This is a genomic window from Streptomyces sp. NPDC005899 (genome assembly GCF_040629645.1).
In the GTDB taxonomy this organism is placed as follows: Bacteria; Actinomycetota; Actinomycetes; order Streptomycetales; family Streptomycetaceae; genus Streptomyces.
The window spans coordinates 1-16,981 of sequence record NZ_JBEXWB010000009.1 but is presented as its reverse complement, the minus strand read 5'-3'; the positions used below and the strand labels follow the sequence as shown (position 1 = coordinate 16,981).

Genomic DNA, 16,981 nt, shown 5'->3' with positions numbered 1-16,981 from the left:
TAGTGTGCGCCGCACAGTACAGTGCAGCGTATGGCTACAGAAGAGATCGCTCTTGGCCAGGCCCAGGAGTTGCGGCGCGGCACGGTCGTCCTGGCCTGCCTCGCCCTGCTCCGCAAGCCGCAGTACGGCTACGCACTGCTGCAGACGCTCAACGACGCGGGTGTCACCGTCGACGGCAACACCCTCTACCCCTTGCTGCGCCGACTCGAGAAGCAAGGCCTGCTCACCAGCGAATGGAACACCGACGAGTCCCGGCCACGGAAGTTCTACCGGGTGAGTCCCGAGGGCTCCCTGGTACGCACCTCACTGGTGCGCGAATGGCAGGACCTCGTCGCCTCGATCTCACGGCTTACCAAGGAGAATGGATGAGCACGAACACGCTCACCGAGCGCTACGTGCACGAGGTCGTCAGGCGGCTGCCCGCCGATCAGCGCGACGACATCGCCGACGAGCTGCGCACCACCATCGCCGACACCATCGAAGCACGCGACCCGGCCCGTCCCGAGACGGTCGAGCGCGAGGTGCTGAGCGAGATGGGCGATCCGATCCGGCACGCCGCGCGCTACACCGACCGGCCGCTCGCCCTGATCGGCCCCGATCTCTACCCGACCTACATCCGGCTGCTGGTCTTCCTGCTGACCACCGTGCTGCCGGTGCTCACCGCCGTGTTCGTGCTGCTGGAGATCGTGGACGACAACGGCCTCGGGGCGGCCGTGGGCGCCGGCGTCGAGACCGTGTTCACGGTCGGCGCCCAGATGGTCACCGCACTCACCGTACTGTTCGCCGTGGCCGAGCGCGTCGGCCACCGGAAGGGGACTCTCATCCGTACCACCGACTGGACCCCCGACGACCTGCCCGAGACCCGCGAGCCCGAGAAGGGCGGTACCGGTGCCGTCCTGACGGCGGTCTGGTACGCGCTGCTGCTCGGCCTGACCGTCTGGCAGCAGCTCTCCGAGCCCTACCGGACCGACGGCGGGGAGCGGATCGCCGTACTCGACCCGGACCTGTGGTCCGGCTGGATCTGGCCGATCATCACCGGGCTCGCCGGCCTCGTCGTACTCGCGCTCGTCCGCGTGGTCATGCACGGCTGGACCAGCCGGTCGGCCGTCCTGCACGCCGTCGCCCAGGCGCTGTTCGCCCTGCCGCTGGCCTGGGTCCTCCAGCGGCGACAGCTCTTCAACCCGGAGTTCCTGGCGGACGTCACCGACAACACGACGCCCGAGGTCTACACCGGAGTGGCGCTGATCGTCCTGGTCGCGAGTCTGATCGCCGTCGTCAAGGGCTTCCGCGCGGCGAAGAAGTAGGACGGGAGAAGAACGGCCGGAGCGGGAACGCCGGCGCCGATGTCACCCGAAGGGACGTCGGCGCCGGCGCGACGGTGGACCGGCCCCGGATCAGCGCGTCGCCGCCATGATCTCGGGACGCACCAGGTTCTCCGCCAACAGCAGGCCCTTGACCCGGTCCGAGAGCATGTCCAGCTGCCGCAGGACGTGGATGACCTGCTGGAACAGCATCTGCCGGTAGGTGGCCATCATCGGGTTCGTCCGAGCGAACAGCAGCCCCTTCTCCACGTCGAGGCCCATCCGCTCCCAGACCTCGCGCAGCAGGAACCGGCGCGACATCAACTGGATGGCCTCCAGCAGGAAGTCCTCACGCTCACGCAGCTCGGCGGTGGTCACCTGCCCGTACATGCCGGTGAGCGCGGTGACCCCGAAGGCGATGTGCCGGGCCTCGTCGCTCGCGACCATCTTGGTGATCTGGCGAATGATCGGGTCCCCGAAACCGCTGCTCGCGAGCCGCAGCGCGGTGATCGCCAGCCCTTCCACGACCACCTGCATGCCGAGGTAGACGATGTCCCACCGGGACTCCGACAGCAGATCCTGCAGCAACGTCTTGAGCCCGGGGTTGATCGGGTAGGAGTCGCCCAGCTTCTCGTCGACATAGCGGGCGAACGCCTCGACGTGCCGCGCCTCGTCGGCGACCTGCGAGGCCGCGTAGGTCTTGGCATCCATGTCCGGCACCGTCTCCACCAGCCGGGCCGTGGTCACCAGCGCGCCCTGCTCGCCGTGCAGGAACTGGCTGCACATCCACGACTGGTACTGCCAGCGGAACTGTGTCAGCAGCTCGCGGGGCACGGGACTGCCCTCGCCGACGACGAAGGACGCGAGTCTCCCCCCGCTCTCCTGCGTCATCTCGGACCCGAACCGGATGTCGTGGTCCCAGTCGATGTCGGTGGTCGCGTTCCACTGCGAGAGCTTGTTCTTCTCGTAGAGGTTCCACACCCGGCTGTCGCGTTGGCCGTAGTCCCAGTTCAAGCATGCTTTGAACATCGCGTCGACCTCCATGAGGTCCGCGGTGACGGTGTCCAGTGTGAAGAAGGTCGATGCGGCCGAGCCGGTCGTGGCGGCCGACCCACCAGGAGCAGCCGCCGAGCCGGTCACCGAGCCTGGAACTGTGGTCATGTGATTACGGTCCACCCCTCGGGCACGGAACAGGACTGACGCTCGTGGAGTCTGACGCGCCGCGGAACCGCTCTCCAGGCACCCGTGGGGCAACTTGGCGGCAGACCGGTTGCCGGTCCCATGCCTGGTCCCGCCGCCACCCGCCGAACCATGATGCCCGCAAGGGGCTGCTGCCCCGCATGACCGTCGGCCGACCGAAGGGGCGGGACGCGCATGACTGCCGCCGCACCACCCACCCGCTCAGGGAACCCGTCCGGCTCGCGAAGCGCACCGGCTTCCCAGGACGACTGTCCCTGGATCGTGGGCCGGGTCCGCGTGTCACGACCCCGGATGCGGCTGTTCTGTCTGCCGCAGGCGGGAGGCAGCGCGGCCTCCTTCGCCCCCTGGCGTCTCGCCCCGCCCCCCGGCGTGGAGCTCGCGACGGTGGAGCTGCCCGGCCGGGGCGCACGCGGCACGGAGCCGCTGCCGGACACCATGGAGGAACTGGCCGACGCCGTGATCGACGGCATCTCGGACGAGTTCGACCTGCCGTACGCGATCTTCGGCCACAGTTTCGGCGCGCTGCTCGGCTATGAGATCGCCGTCGGGATCGCGCGGCGCGGCCTGACCCCGCCGCGCGCACTGCTGGTGTCCGCGGCACGGTCGCCGCACACCCCGGTGCGCCGGCGCGTGTCGGACCGGGACGACGCCGGGCTGCTCGCCTGGCTGAACGGCTTCGGCGGCGTTCCCGCGGAACTGTCACGCTATCCGGCGTATCTGCGGTACGCGCTGAGCACCGTCCGCCGCGACCTCGCCCTCACGGAGGCCTACCTGGTCCCCGGGCCCGAGCGCGTCGACTGCCCGCTGCACGTCCTCGGCGGTGCGGACGACCCACTGGTCGGCGGGGCGCAGTTGGAGCGCTGGCGGGACTGCGCGGCGGGCGAGTTCTCCCTCCGGCTGCTGCCCGGCGGGCACGACTACCTCTTCACCGGCGCGCCCGCGACGCTCGACGCCCTCGCGACGACGCTGCGCTGAGGGCTCGAACCGGACGGGGAAGCTGCCGGTCGGCTGCCTGTCCCCGCACGCGAACCGTGCGGCAGCATCGCGCTGTCGGCCGCGTCAGCGTGCTCCGCACACCGCCCGCCGCCTTATCACTGCCACCACCGAACGCTCACGGGGATGACCTCACAGTGAACGAAGCGACCAGGTCGCCGATCGAGATGGCGCTGCCCCTCACACCACTGCAGGAGGGCATGCTCTTCCACGCGCTGTACGACTCCGAGACGGTGGACGTCTACAACATCCAGGCCGGCTTCGAACTGACCGGGGAGATCTCGGCGGAGCGTCTGCGCGCGGCCTGCGCCGCCACGCTCCGGCGCCACACCGCCCTGCGGGCCGGTTTCCGGCTGCGTGCCAACGGGCAGCCCGTGCAGCTGGTGCGCCGCGTCGTGGAGACACCGTGGACGGAACTCGACCTGTCGGCGGAGTCCGAGTCCGGACGGCGGGCGGGGCTGCTGACCTTCCTCGAGGACGAGCGGCTGCGCCGCTTCGAGATGGGGGCGCCCCCGCTGATGCGGTTCGCGCTGATCCGGCTGGCACCCGACCACCACGCCTTCGTCATGACCTACCACCACATCCTGCTGGACGGGTGGTCCCTGCCACTCGTCCTCCAGGACCTGCTGGCGTTCTACCGGAGCGACGGCGACGACACCGGGCTCGGCCCCCTCACCCCCTTCCCGGACTTCCTCCGGTGGCTCTCCCGCCAGGACCGGCCCGCCGCGGAACAGGCATGGCGAGACGCCCTGCACGGTCTGGACGAACCGACACTCGTCTCCCCCGGCGCACCCCTCGCGGAGGCGATGCCCGGGCTGGCCTTCGTGACGCTGTCCGAGGACGCGACGGAGGCGCTGACGGCGAGGGCCCGGCAGCACGGCCTCACGCTCAACACCGTCGTACAGGGCGCCTGGGCACTGGTCCTCTCCCTGCTGACAGGGCGCGACGACGTGGTCTTCGGCCAGACCGTGCACGGGCGCCCGCCACAGCTCCCCGGGGTCGACTCGATCGTGGGCCTGCTCATGAACGCGATCCCGGTACGGGTGCGGATCGCCCCCGATGAACCGATGGCCGCCCTCTTCGCACGGATCCAGGACGAACAGACCGCACTCGCCCCGCACCACCACCTGGGGCTGACCGAGGTGCAGCGGCTGGCCGGGCTCGGCGCGCTCTTCGACACCTCCACCGGCTTCGGTAACGCGCCCTTCGACTGGGAGGCCGTGCAGGACGGCCCGGCCGGCCTGCGAGTGACCCTGCTGGAAGGGGACGGCGAGGCGGCCGGACAGCAGGAGATCACCGGATCGACCCACTACCCCCTGAGTGTCTTCGCCGTCCCCGGCACCAGCCTGCGGCTCGAACTCAACTACCGCACCGATCTGTTCGACGCCGAACGCATCGAACTGGTCGGCTCCCGGCTGAGGTTGCTGCTCGAGACGTTCACCGAACGGCCCACGACGCCGGTCGCCGCCATCTCGCTGCTGACCCGCGAGGAGCGGGAGCAGCTCAGCGCCGGGTGGGGAGGCCGGCGAGCGGAGTCCGGGCAGGTGCCCGCCCGCGTACCGGCGACGCTCACCGAGCGGTTCGAGGCCCAGGTGCACGCGACACCCGACGCCCCGGCCGTGGCGGACGGGCAGCGGTCGCTCAGCTACCTCCAGCTCGACGAGGCGGCGAACCGGCTGGCCCGGCTGCTGCTGGCGCGCGGGGTGAAGCCCGGCGACTTCGTCGCCGTGGCGCTGCCGCGCGGTACGGACCTGATCGTGGCGCTGCTCGGCGCCCTGAAGGCGGGAGCCGGGTACCTGCCGATCGATCCCTCCTATCCCGCCGAACGCATCTCGTTCATGCTCGACGACGCCTCCCCCTCCGTCGTCGTCTGCGCGGGCACCGCCCGCCCGGCGGCCATCACGCATCCCTCGGTCGTCCCGCTCGCCGCCCCCGCCGTGCGGGAGCAGCTGGCGCTGCTGCCCGCGCACCGCGTGGAGGACGGCGAACGCGGCGCGCCGCTGCGGCCCGCGGACGCCGCGTACGTCATCTACACCTCGGGGTCGACCGGCCGGCCCAAGGGCGTCGCCGTCGAGCACCGCACGGTCGACAGCTACCTCGCCTTCGCCCGCGCCGCCTACCCCGGCCTCGCCGGACAGGCGCTCGTGCACTCACCGCCCTCCTTCGACCTCACCGTCACCGGCATCTTCGGCCCGCTGACCTCCGGCGGTCTGGTGCGCATCGTCGACCTGGAGGACTTCGACGCCCCGGCCGACGCCACTCCGCCACCCACCTTCGTCAAAGCCACACCCAGCCACCTGCCGGTGCTGACCGCGTCGTCCGACTGGTACTCACCGACCGGGGAACTGGTCCTGGGCGGTGAACAGCTGAACGGCGAGGCGCTGGCGCAGTGGCGCGAGGCCCACCCGGGTGTGACCGTCGTGAACGAGTACGGACCCACGGAGGCCACCGTGGGATGCATGGAGTACCGCCTGGCGCCCGGCGATCCCCTGCCGGGGGGTGCGGTGCCGATCGGCCGCCCGGTCCCCGACGCCCGCGTCCACCTCCTGGACGCCTTCCTGCGCCCCGTCCCGGCGGGCATCACCGCCGAGCTGTACATCGGGGGTGACGTACTCGCCCGTGGCTACGTCAACCGGCCGGGGCTCTCCGCGAGCCGCTTCGTCGCCGACCCCTTCGGCGCGCCCGGTTCCCGGATGTACCGGACCGGTGACCTCGCGCACCGGCGGCCTGACGGCATCCTGGTCTACCGCGGCCGGTCCGACGACCAGGTGAAGGTCCGCGGTTTCCGGATCGAACTGGGCGAGGTGGAGACCGTCCTCGCGGCCGATCCCGCCGTCGCGCAGGCCGCGGTCGCCGTACGCAAGGACCGGCGCGGGGCCGAGCGGCTGGTGGCCTACGTCGTACCGGCGGCCGACCCGTCCGCGGACCTTGCGGCACTGGCGGCCCGCATCGGGGCTCGGCTGCCCGCGAGCATGGTCCCCTCGGCGTTCGTCACACTGCCCGCACTGCCGATGAGCCCGAACGGCAAGGTGGACCGGGCCGCGCTGCCGGACCCGGACGAGGCACGCGAGTCCGGGCAGCCACAGCCGCGGGGCCAGGCGCGGGACGAGAGCGTCGAGGCCGTCCTCGTCGAGCTGTTCGTCCAGGTGCTCGGCGTGGACGGCGCCGTGGCGGCGGACGACTTCTTCACCCTCGGCGGCGACTCCATCACCGCCATCCAACTCGTCGTCCGCGCCCGCGCCGCAGGCTTCCACCTGACCCCGAAGCACGTCTTCACCCACCGCACCGCGAGCGCTCTCGCCGCCTTCCTCGCGGCGGGCCCGGCCGGCGCGGTGGAAGCCGCGGACGGCGGCTCGGGCGCTGCCGGCCCGGCGGCGGAGTGGCCGGCGGACGTGATCCCCGCCACGCCGATCATGCTCTGGCTTCGGGAGCAGGGCGGGACGACCGACGCCTACCACCAGTCGACACTGCTCCGGGTGCCGGCCGCACTCGACGCCGGCCTGCTGGCCGCCGCCGTACAGAAGCTCGCCGAGCGGCACCAGTCGCTGCGCGCACGTCTCCAGGAGGACGGGGCGCTGGCCCTGGACCCGGTGGACCCGGTGAAGACGCGGAACTCGGTACGCCGGGTGGATGTCGTGGGTCTCGCGCCGGAAGGCGTCCGTCTGCGGATCGCGGCGTGCGCCCGCGAGGACGCCGACTCCCTCGCCCCACGCGCCGGCGCCATGCTGCGGGTGAGCTGGTTCGACGCCGGCGAGGGTGCCCAGGGCAGGTTGCTCGTCACCGTCCACCACCTGGCCGTCGACGCCGTCTCCTGGCACATCCTGCTGACCGACCTGTACGGCGTCTGGCAGGACCTGGCGGCGGGTGCCGTCCCGGAGACCGGTCCGGTGCCGTTCTCGATGCGGGAGTGGAGCCTGCTGCTCCGCTCCGCGGCGGAGGCACCCGCTCTGAGGGACGAACTGCCCCACTGGCGGAGGACTCTCAGCAGGGGGCGGGGGCCGGGCGACGGCAGGCTCGCCGACGTGGAGCTCTCCCCGTCGCACGACGTCTACGCGACGGCCGGTGAGCTCTCCCTCACCCTCCCGCCGGATCTGACCGCCCCCCTGCTCACGACCGTCCCCGCCGTCTTCGGCACCCACACGAACGAGGTGCTGCTCACCGCTCTCGCGGTGGCCGTCGCCGCCTGGCGCCGTGACCGCTCGCCCGGCGGGGGCGACAGCACGGCCGTACTGATCGACGTCGAGGGCCACGGCCGCGAACCGCTGTCCGAGGACGTCGACCTGTCCGGCACCGTCGGCTGGCTGACCACGCTGTACCCGGTACGCGTCGACGCCAGGACCGCCGACTGGGCGCCGGACGACGATCCGGCCGGGGCACGCCTCGGCGAGGCCGTGCGCCGGGTCACGGCCCAGCTCGAAACCGTCCCACGGCGCGGCGCGGGCTTCGGCCTGCTGCGCTACCTGAACCAGGAGACGGCCGCCGAGCTGGCGGCCCGCCCCGCACCCCAGATCGGGTACAACTACCTCGGGAGACAGGGCGGTGCGGGGACCACCGACTGGAGCGTGGCCCCCGAGTCGGACGTGCTCCCCCGCGGCGCCGACCCCCGTATGCCCATGGCCCACGTCGTCGAACTGACCGCGGCGGTCAGCGACGGCGCGGAAGGGCCACGCCTGGTCACCCACTGGCTGTGGGCCCGCCGGCTCCTGTCCGACCACGACGTCGCCGAGCTGGGCCGGCTCTGGTTCGCGGCCCTGCGCGCGCTGGTGGAGCACGGGACGAGCACGGAGGCCATCGTCCCGCGGCAGACGACCGCGCCCGCCCTTCCGCGGGAGGGCGGGCCCCTCGGCGGAGAACCGCTCGACCGGCACGACACCGAGCTCGCCGGTCTCGGCGCGCGCCTCGGCCTGCCCGTCGTCGAGGCCCTGCCGATGACGCCGCTCCAGGAGGGACTGCTCTTCCACGCCCGGTACGACAGCCGGGACCTCGACGTCTACAACGTGCAGATCTCGCTGGAGGTCCAGGGCCGGCTCCACGCCGAGCGGTTCCGGGACGCCTGCGACGCCCTCCTCGAACGGCACCCGATGCTGCGGGCAGCCTTCCTGCAGAAGCGGTCCGGGGAGCCGGTGCAGGTGATCCCGGAGCGGACGGCCATGCCCTGGCACGTCCACGACCTGGCCGGCCTCGACCCGCGCGAACAGGCCGACAGGCTGGCGGCGTTGCTGGAGGCCGACCGGCGGCAGCGCTTCGACCCCGCCGACCCGCCGTTGATGCGCTGCACCCTGGTCGGCCTGGGCAAGGACAGGCAGCAGATCGTCCTGACCATGCACCACCTGCTGGTGGACGGCTGGACCACCTCGCTGCTGCTGCGCGACCTGCTCGCTCTCTACGACCACGGCACCGCGAGCGGGCTGCCCGCACCCGGTCACTACCCCGACTACCTGCGATGGCTGGCCGAACAGGACCGCGAGAAGGCGCGTACGGCCTGGCTGGAGGCGCTGGCGGGTCTGGACGGACCCACCCTGAGCTGCCCGGGCACGGACACCGCGCGGATACGAGTCCTCCCGGAGCGGATCGTCGTCGCCCTCTCCGAGGCGGACACCTCCGCGCTGCTCGACATATCGCGCCGTCACGGTGTCACGCTCAACACACTCGTCCGGGTCGCGTGGGCGCTGTGCCTGCACCGGCGGACCGGTCGGCTGGACATCACCTTCGGGGCCACCGTCTCGGGCAGGGTGGCCGAACTCCCCGGTGTCGAGGAGATGGTGGGGGTGTTCATCAACACGGTGCCGGTACGGGTGCGTCTCGACCCGGCCGAGCCGGTGGCCGAACTGCTCGAACGCCTCCAGGGCGAGCACGCCGAACTCCTCGAGTACCACTACCTCCCGCTGAGCGACATCCAGCGCAGTGTGGGACTGGGGACCCTGTTCGACAGTTGCGTCGTCTTCGAGAACTTCCCGACCGCCGAGACCCTGCCGAGCGGTCCGGACGACGGCATGCGGCTGACGGACGTCGTCGGCCACGACGCCTACCACTATCCGCTCAAGCTGATGGCCGCACCCGGCCGGCAGCTGGAGCTGGAGATCAGCTACCGCCCGGACCTGTTCGACGCACCACTCGGGCAGCAGGTGGCCGATCGTCTACGGGAACTGCTGATCGAGCTGCCCGGAGCGCTGGCCCTCCCGACGGGCCGGTTCCTGGAACACACTCCCGCACCACCCGCCGAGCCGGGGCAGCAGATGATGTGCGAGCTGATCGCGGAGGTGCTGGGACGCGACTTCGTCAGCGCGGACGAAGACGTGTTCGAGCTCGGCTGCGACTCCCTGACCGCCCTGCGCCTGGCGGGCCGGATCGAGACGGAGCTGGGACGGCCCGTCGACGTGGAGGCCGTCTTCCGCTGCCGTACCGCTCGCGCCCTCGGCACCGCACTCGCCTGAGGCCCCACGCGAAGCCCGGAACCGGCCCGGGACGAACCCTGAGAACAGAAAGGCTGAAACCATGACCAACCCCTTCGACAACGACGACGGTGTCTTCCACGTGCTCGTCAACGACGAGCGCCAGCACTCCCTGTGGCCCGCGTTCGTCGAGGTCCCGGCCGGCTGGGACGTGGTGGTGTCGGACAGCACCCGGCAGACCTGCCTCGACTACATCGAGGAGAACTGGACCGACATCCGGCCCGCCTCGCTCGCCGCGACCGACGCGGCCTGACCCGTTTCCCTCATCGAACGCTCCCGGCAGAGACAGGTGGCTGCACATGCCGAACAACTTCCCCCCGGTCGTCAACTCATGGAACGAGTGGGACACCCTCCGGGAAATGGTGGTCGGCTCCGCCGACAACGCCAACTTCGAACCGGCTGAACCAGGAAGCCGGCCCGCGATACGCAACGCCCCCGACCAGCCCTTCCCGACGGGCCCGAAGTCCAAGGAGGCCATCGATCTGGCCAACGAGGAACTCGCCGGTCTCGCCTCGCTCCTGGAGTCCCAGGGCGTGACCGTACGCCGCCCCGAGACGCACGACTTCTCCGCCCCGGTCACCACCCCCGACTTCGAGGTCGAGAACCAGTACTGCGCCGTCTGCCCGCGCGACGTGATGATCACCATGGGCAACGAGATCATCGAGGCGACCATGTCGCGCCGGGCCCGTTACTTCGAGTACCAGCCCTACCGCAAGCTGGTCTACGAGTACTGGAACGCCGACCCGCGGGTGGGATGGACGACCGCGCCCAAGCCGTCGATGAAGGACGGCATGTACCGCGAGGACTTCTGGGAGTGGCCGCTGGAGAAGCGCCACGAGAAGATGCACTCCTTCGAGTTCTGCATCAACCAGGACGAGGTGATCTTCGACGCCGCCGACATGAGCCGGCTGGGCCGCGACATCCTGGTCCAGGAGTCGATGACCACCAACCGGGCCGGCATCCACTGGCTCAAGCGCCACCTGGAACCCCGCGGCTTCCGCGTCCACCCCGTGCACTTCCCGCTGGACTTCTTCCCGTCCCACATCGACTGCACCTTCGTGCCGGTGCGCCCCGGCCTGATCCTCACCAACCCGGAACGGCCGCTGCGCGAGGGCGAGGAGAAGATGTTCCTCGACAACGACTGGCAACTGGTCGACGTGCCCCAGCCCGTCCTGACCAACGACGAGATGCCGATGTACTGCCAGTCGTCGAAGTGGCTCTCGATGAACGTACTGAGCATCTCGCCCACCAAGATCGTCTGCGAGGAGCAGGAGAAGCCCCTCCAGGACCTTCTCTCCTCGTTCGGTTTCGAGGTCTTCCCGATCCCGTTCCGCAACGTCTTCGAGTACGGCGGCTCCCTGCACTGCGCCACGTGGGACATCAACCGTGACGGCGACAAGCAGGACTACTTCCCCTCCCTCCAGTACAAGCCGCTGTTCTGACCGTTCCACCCGGACGCGCGACCGGCGGAGGCGGCCCCGGGCACTGCCCGGGGCCGTCGGCTTCGGGTGAGGCACGTCCCTCGGCCGCACCCGAAGTGCTTCGACGCGAAAGCTGATCGGCTCCTCCGTGCAGTGGCGGACCGTTCGGGCGCCTCACGGACCTGCCGTGCGGCAGTGGGGGTCCAGCTCGGCCTCGCGCGCGGTGCGTGACCTGCCGCATGCCACCTCACGGCAGGTGAGGCGTCGGCCGCCGGTCACTTGGCGAGGAACGCCAGGAGGGCGTCGGTGACTTCCTGGGCGTGGGTCCACAGCAGGCCGTGGGGAGCGCCGTCGACGACGACGTAGTCGGCCTGCGGGAGTGCCTGGTGGAAGAGTTCGCCGGTGGCCTCGATGGGCAGGATGCGGTCGGCGGTACCGTGCAGGATGAGTGCCGGCACGTCGATCTTGGGCAGGTCGGCACGGAAGTCGGTGGACCAGGTGGCCACGCAGGCCAGGGAGGCGTACGAGGAGGCCCCGGCGGCGACGTTCCAGCTGTTGCGGACGGCCTCCTCGCTGATCCGGGTGCCGAGGTTCTCGTCGAGGTTGTAGAAGTTCTCGTAGAACTCGGTGAAGTAGGCGTAGCGGTCGGCGGTGACGGCGCCTTCGATGTCCTTGAAGACGGTGCCGTCGACTCCACCGGGGTTGTCGTCGGTCTTGAGGAGGAAGGGTTCGAGGGAGGCGAGGAAGGCGGCCTTGGCGATCCGGGCGGAGCCGTAGGTGCCCAGGTAGCGGCCGACCTCGCCGGTGCCCATGGAGAAGCCCACCAGAACGACGTCGTCGAGGTCGAGGGTCTCCAGGACGACGTTCAGGTCGGCGGCGAAGGTGTCGTAGTCGTAGCCGGTGGTGGGCCGGCTGGAGCGGCCGAAACCGCGCCGGTCGTACGTGATCACTCGGTAGCCGGCCGACAGGAGTGCGGCGGACTGCTTCTCCCAGGAGTGGCCGTCGAGCGGGTAGCCGTGGATCAGCACGACCGGCTGCCCGGTGCCGTGGTCCTCGTAGTACAGGTCGATGCTGGTGGAGTTTTCCTGGTCGACGGTGATGAACGCCATGGTGGTTTCTGCCTTCCGGTGTTTGTGCGTCTGGTGGTGAGGCGCACGAGCAGGAACGGTCGTGCGGGTGCGATGAGGTGCGTCGGGCGTCAGGGCGGGGCCGGCGGTCACCGGACCGTGCGGGCAGCCTGCTCGACGATGCGGGTGACGGCTTCGGGGCGGGATACGGACACCGCGTGAGACGCGTCGATCGTCGTCGTGCGGGCCTTGGCGCGGGCCGACATGAAGCGCTGGGCGGCCACGGGGATGTTGCGGTCCTCCGTGGTGACCAGCGACCAGGAGGGGATCGTCTTCCAGGCGGCCCGGGTGGACTTCTCCTCCAGAGCGGCGGCGGCGATCGGACGCTGTCCGGCGGCCATGAGCCCGGCCTTGCCCTTCGGCACGTCTGCGGCGAACTGGCCGCGGAACTTCTCCGGCTTGATGTACACGTCCGCGCCCTGGCCGCCCCCGGGCAGGGCGTAGTCGACGGACTCGACGGCCTGGCCGAGGGTGCTGCCGGGGAACTTGTCCGTCAGGCCGATCGAGCTCTCACCCGTGTCGGGCAGGAACGCCGCGATGTAGACCAGCGCCTTCACCTTGTCCTCGAGGCCCGCGGCGGCCTGGCTGATGACGGTGCCGCCGTAGGAGTGACCGACCAGGACCACGGGCCCGTCGATGTGGCCGAGGACGCTGCGCAGGTAGGCGGCATCGGTCGCCGGACCGCGCAGCGGGTTGGCGGCGGACACCACCGGATAGCCCGCACGCTGAAGCCGGGTGACGACACCGTCCCAACTCGCGGCGTCGGCGAACGCCCCGTGTTCCAGCACGATCGTCGGGCGTACGGGGTGGGTGGTGGGTGCCGCGCCGGCTGCGGTGGGCAGAGTGACGGCGGCGACGGACAGGCCTACGGCCGTGGTGACACCGAGCAGCGCGGATCTGCGGCTCGGGCGGGCCAGGCGGGCGATGCGCATGATTGACATTCCTCTTGGTCGATTGTCGGTCCGCGACGGACCGTGCGGGCTGAGTAGGCCGGTGCGTCCGAGGAGCGGGGCCCCGAGTCACCTCGCCGGTGACTGAGTTCGCGTACGTCCGCCCGTGGGTGTGATCAGCACGGATCGGACTGCTGGTGGCCGTCGGCGGCAGCCGCGCGGCGGGCGGCTGCGGGTCTGCGGCTCGAGTGGCCCTGAGGTGTCGCTCTCGGCCGGTCACCGGGGAGTGGAGCGTCCTTCGTCTCGTACGACGACCGGACGGCCGGACCGGTTCACCCGAGAACGGGCTGCTCGTTCGCGCACAGTGGATGGGCTGTGCGGGGCCCCGCGATCAGCGGCTGCCGGACGTGATCGAGCCTATGACCGAGGGGACACCGCAACCCTCAGGCCACGGAATGATTGCCGCGCCACAGCGTGGGTTCGAGAACTGCGAACCGGAGAGCGCGCCCCGTCCAGCAGGACGACGGCCGCGCGCCCGTGGTCCTGCTCGTCCTGCCCGACGGAGCCGAGGCGCTCCACCCCTCCCTCGCGGCCCGGTGCCCGCTGGACGCCCTGGTCATCGGGTGGTGCTGCCGGAGCCTCCCGCCGAACAGGGGACTGCGCGCCTCAGTCGGTGGATTCCAGGACCGCGTAGACGTGCTTGATGTAGTCGTGGGTGCGTTCCGAGCCGAGGACCCCGTCGCCCACCCGGTTCATCGTGTACGCGAACGTGACGCCCCGGTCGAGGTCCATCATGACGATCGAACCGCCCCGGCCGACCCAGAAGCAGATTCTGCCGGTGGGCATGTGCGGCATCGTCCTCGGGTCGGCGAGTGCGTAGCCGATGCCCCAGCGGACGGGGACGCCCAGGAACAGGTCGACTCCGTCCGCCTGTACGTCGAGCACCTTGTCCACTGTCTCCGCAGAGAGAAGCCGGAGGCCGTTCACCTGGCCGCGCCGTGAGATGACGGAGAGGGCACGGGCCATACCTCGTGCGTTGCCGTGGCCGTTGACGGCTCCGAGTTCCGCGGAGCGCCACTGCGGTGTGTCCACGTGCTCGTCGCGGGCGGGGCTTCCGAGCAACGTCCTGGTGAAGATCCCTTCGGGGTCGAGGCCGGTGGGTATCCCGGAAAGCTGCGAAGGGGCCACCAGATCGGCGATGCGCGGCCAGTCGGCCCGACGCGCGCCGATCTGGACATCGGCTCGCGCCGGCTCGGCGATCTCGGTGTCGACGAACTCCGTCAGCGTCCGGCCGCTGACCCGCCGGACGAGTTCTCCCACCATCTGTCCCTGTGTCTGCACGTGGTAGCCCGACACGGAGCCCGGCTCCCACCAGGGGGCCTGCGCGGCCAGCCGGGCACTCGCGGTAGGCCGGTCGTACAGGTCCTCCATGGTGAAGGGCTGCTCCCAGCCGGAAAGTCCCGAGGTGTGGGACAGGACGTGCCGCACCTCGATGTGTTCCTTCCCCTGGGCGGCGAACTCGGGCCAGTAGTGCGCCACGGGGCGTCGCAGGTCCAGTGCGCCCCGGTCGACGAGGACGAGGGCCGCGAGATTGGTGAGGGTCTTCGTGGTCGACCACATGCTCACCAAGGTGTCCCGCTGCCACGGTAGCGTCCGCGCTCGGTCCGTGTGGCCACCCCACAGATCGACTTCCATGACCCCGCCCACATCGACGGCGATCGACGCCCCCAGCTCCTCACCGGCTTCGAGGTGCGCTGCCAGCGCCGCTCGTACCGGTTCGAACCGGGCAGTGCTCGTTCCCTCGACGACCATGTTCTTCTCCACTCCGGACGACAACCGTTCGCTCACTCAACGGGCTGAATGCCACAGCGGTTCACGTATCGCCGCAGTTCATGACATGCATGCACATGCCACTCCGTGAGGGGGCGGACACGCAACGGTGCACCAGCCTTCTCACTCCGCCGTGCCGGCACGGGGCGGACGAGTACCCGACCGATCGGTCGCGAGCCGTCGCACCAGGGCGACGCGGATGCCGGTCCGCGGAGTGGAGAGCGTCGGCTACCTGCCGGTGGACGGACGGGAGGATCCTCCGCCCCTGGTCGCGGCGGTGCCGTGAACCGGCCCTTCACCCGCTCAAGGCCCTCGCCGAGGCGGCCTTCGCCCGACACCAGGTGCGCGGGGCGAGGGCCGCCTCGCAGGAGCGATCAGCAGGCCGCGTGCGGACGCCATGGCGAACAGGCCCGGCTCACGGGACGGCACGCCGGGCGGTCAGCCGCAAGAGGACCGGTCAGTCACGGTTCTGCGCTTGGAACATCCAGCTCTGCTTCTCCAGATCGGCCGCGAGTTCGATGAGGAGGTCCTCGGTGACGACGTCCACCGGACCGATCTCGCCGATGCGCTCACGCAGTCTCCCGGTCACCGCCGACAGCGCGTGCGCCAGGGCCTCGACGGCGTCGCTGTCCCTGGTCCAGCCCGACGGGACGGCGGGCACCCCGCTGGTTCCCGCTATGGTCGCGGCCCGTCCGTCCGGGCTGATGCCCAAGGTGGCCGCACGCTCGGCCACGGTGTCGGCGTGGTTCCTGGCGATGGTGGCGGCCTCGTCGAGCTGGACGTGGACCGAGCGGAAGCGCGGACCGTACAGGTTCCAGTGAGCCTGCTTGGCCACCAGGGACAGGTCGAGGAGATCGGCCAAGGTCGCCTGCAGCGCCGCACCCGCGGTCTCGCGGTCGCGCTTCGGCAGAGGGTTGTCGATGACCGGCATGAAGTGCGGTCCTTTCGTGAGTGGCACCGGCGTCCTGGGCGCGGCCGTCGGCGACTGCCGTGCGCAGAAACGTGCCGCAGCCCGATCCAGTGAGGCGTGATGAGCCCGAGGCTGGGAACGGCGGGAGCCCCCCTCAGGTTCAGTTCGTGCGTGAACGGCTGAGAAAGATCGCGACCGCGCCCGAAGCAAGACGCTCGAGGGGTGAACGGGAGCGCCCGTTTCCACGTTGCGCTGATTGGACGCGCCTGCGTCCCCACGATGCCGCCGTGCGCTACGGCCCCCGGCGGCACCACCCATCACGGAAGGAAAACTCACCGGTGAAGCGCTTCATCACACGCCTCGCGGTAGTCGCGGCGGCCGGGGCCATGGCCGTCGTGCTCCCTGCCTCGTCGGCTTCCGCCATCAACCGCACCGATTGCAACGGCCTGGGTCTCCTGTCGCTTCACAACGCAGGCGGCTCCCTCTGCTTCGCCAACGCGGGCGTGCAGAGCGTGGCGATCTACGGCGTGGACCGGATCTGGACCGGGGACAACAAGGTCACCTTGGAGTACGTGCCGAGGCTGGGTGCGCCTGCGACCAGCGCGACCGTGGAGAAGTGGCATTTCGGCAACGTCCCTGGCGAGCCTCTCCACAAGATCACGAAGATCAGGATCTGGTAGGAAGGCCGGTGCGAACGAGGTGATGGCGGGTCCTCGCCGGCGATGACGTCGCTGTGCCGGGTCCATCGAGCCCTTTCGGTGTCGCCTCTCGAAGGCGGATGCCGTGGCGGCGACGTCCGTCGCGCGGCTCGGGCTGCGGCGGCTCCGGTGGGCGACCGCCGGGGCGTCCGGCCGGCG

General features: G+C 70.8%; 12 protein-coding genes. 7 read left to right on the top strand and 5 right to left on the bottom strand.

Going from position 1 to position 16,981, the window contains the following annotated elements; all coding sequences use genetic code 11:
• The first annotated feature begins 30 nt into the window (after positions 1–30).
• Together ABZ371_RS02395 and ABZ371_RS02390 are read left to right on the top strand one after the other, a co-directional pair.
• Positions 31–369 carry a PadR family transcriptional regulator gene (locus ABZ371_RS02395; RefSeq protein ID WP_358672713.1) on the top strand — a complete coding sequence of 113 codons (339 nt, stop codon included), beginning with the start codon at positions 31–33 and terminating at the stop codon, positions 367–369.
• Positions 366–1,304 carry a hypothetical protein gene (locus ABZ371_RS02390; protein WP_358672712.1) on the top strand — a complete coding sequence of 313 codons (939 nt, stop codon included), beginning with the start codon at positions 366–368 and terminating at the stop codon, positions 1,302–1,304. Before ABZ371_RS02395 ends, ABZ371_RS02390 begins: the two co-directional genes overlap by 4 nt.
• A gap of 90 nt (positions 1,305–1,394) precedes the next feature.
• On the opposite strand, the gene ABZ371_RS02385 is transcribed toward ABZ371_RS02390, so the two are convergent.
• Positions 1,395–2,462 carry a diiron oxygenase gene (locus tag ABZ371_RS02385; RefSeq protein WP_358672711.1) on the bottom strand — a complete coding sequence of 356 codons (1,068 nt, stop codon included), beginning with the start codon at positions 2,460–2,462 and terminating at the stop codon, positions 1,395–1,397.
• A 315-nt stretch (positions 2,463–2,777) separates the two neighbouring features.
• Here ABZ371_RS02385 and ABZ371_RS02380 point away from each other — a divergent pair, with 315 nt between their 5' ends.
• From ABZ371_RS02380 to ABZ371_RS02365, 4 genes are all read left to right on the top strand, one after another.
• The gene (locus ABZ371_RS02380) at positions 2,778–3,476 is read left to right on the top strand and encodes a thioesterase domain-containing protein (RefSeq protein ID WP_358672710.1); all 699 of its coding nucleotides are present in this window, start codon (positions 2,778–2,780) and stop codon (positions 3,474–3,476) included.
• Between the two features lie 155 nt (positions 3,477–3,631).
• The gene (locus tag ABZ371_RS02375; RefSeq protein WP_358672709.1) at positions 3,632–9,928 is read left to right on the top strand and encodes an amino acid adenylation domain-containing protein; all 6,297 of its coding nucleotides are present in this window, start codon (positions 3,632–3,634) and stop codon (positions 9,926–9,928) included.
• A 61-nt stretch (positions 9,929–9,989) separates the two neighbouring features.
• Complete coding sequence (locus ABZ371_RS02370) at positions 9,990–10,199, top strand: MbtH family protein (RefSeq protein WP_358672708.1); 210 nt, start codon at positions 9,990–9,992, stop codon at positions 10,197–10,199.
• A gap of 46 nt (positions 10,200–10,245) precedes the next feature.
• Positions 10,246–11,388 carry a glycine amidinotransferase gene (locus tag ABZ371_RS02365; RefSeq protein ID WP_358672707.1) on the top strand — a complete coding sequence of 381 codons (1,143 nt, stop codon included), beginning with the start codon at positions 10,246–10,248 and terminating at the stop codon, positions 11,386–11,388.
• A gap of 254 nt (positions 11,389–11,642) precedes the next feature.
• Here the strand turns inward: ABZ371_RS02365 and ABZ371_RS02360 are convergent, their stop codons facing one another.
• From ABZ371_RS02360 to ABZ371_RS02345, 4 genes are all read right to left on the bottom strand, one after another.
• Positions 11,643–12,476 (bottom strand): alpha/beta hydrolase, encoded by an 834-nt coding sequence (locus ABZ371_RS02360; protein ID WP_358672706.1) that lies wholly within the window; start codon positions 12,474–12,476, stop codon positions 11,643–11,645.
• Between the two features lie 107 nt (positions 12,477–12,583).
• Positions 12,584–13,426: an alpha/beta hydrolase gene (locus tag ABZ371_RS02355; RefSeq protein ID WP_358672705.1), complete on the bottom strand. Its 843-nt coding sequence runs from the start codon at positions 13,424–13,426 to the stop codon at positions 12,584–12,586.
• 624 nt (positions 13,427–14,050) lie between these two features.
• Positions 14,051–15,232, bottom strand: coding sequence for a serine hydrolase domain-containing protein (locus tag ABZ371_RS02350; RefSeq protein WP_358672704.1), 1,182 nt, complete (start codon positions 15,230–15,232; stop codon positions 14,051–14,053).
• Positions 15,233–15,671: 439 nt separating this feature from the next.
• On the bottom strand, positions 15,672–16,145 hold the full coding sequence (locus tag ABZ371_RS02345) for a DNA starvation/stationary phase protection protein (protein ID WP_358672703.1): 474 nt from the start codon (positions 16,143–16,145) through the stop codon (positions 15,672–15,674).
• A 317-nt stretch (positions 16,146–16,462) separates the two neighbouring features.
• Here ABZ371_RS02345 and ABZ371_RS02340 point away from each other — a divergent pair, with 317 nt between their 5' ends.
• A complete protein-coding gene (locus ABZ371_RS02340; RefSeq protein ID WP_358672702.1) occupies positions 16,463–16,804 on the top strand; it encodes a beta/gamma crystallin domain-containing protein in 342 nt (113 codons plus the stop codon).
• Positions 16,805–16,981: the final 177 nt, after the last annotated feature.

What these genes read in the sequence shown, in the direction of transcription:
- ABZ371_RS02395 (WP_358672713.1), top strand. Translation starts at nt 31, where the DNA reads ATGGCTACAGAAGAGATCGCTCTTGGCCAGGCCCAGGAGTTGCGGCGC.
- ABZ371_RS02390 (WP_358672712.1), top strand. Translation starts at nt 366, where the DNA reads ATGAGCACGAACACGCTCACCGAGCGCTACGTGCACGAGGTCGTCAGG.
- ABZ371_RS02385 (WP_358672711.1), bottom strand. Translation starts at nt 2,462, where the DNA reads ATGACCACAGTTCCAGGCTCGGTGACCGGCTCGGCGGCTGCTCCTGGT.
- ABZ371_RS02370 (WP_358672708.1), top strand. Translation starts at nt 9,990, where the DNA reads ATGACCAACCCCTTCGACAACGACGACGGTGTCTTCCACGTGCTCGTC.
- ABZ371_RS02365 (WP_358672707.1), top strand. Translation starts at nt 10,246, where the DNA reads ATGCCGAACAACTTCCCCCCGGTCGTCAACTCATGGAACGAGTGGGAC.
- ABZ371_RS02360 (WP_358672706.1), bottom strand. Translation starts at nt 12,476, where the DNA reads ATGGCGTTCATCACCGTCGACCAGGAAAACTCCACCAGCATCGACCTG.
- ABZ371_RS02355 (WP_358672705.1), bottom strand. Translation starts at nt 13,426, where the DNA reads ATGCGCATCGCCCGCCTGGCCCGCCCGAGCCGCAGATCCGCGCTGCTC.
- ABZ371_RS02345 (WP_358672703.1), bottom strand. Translation starts at nt 16,145, where the DNA reads ATGCCGGTCATCGACAACCCTCTGCCGAAGCGCGACCGCGAGACCGCG.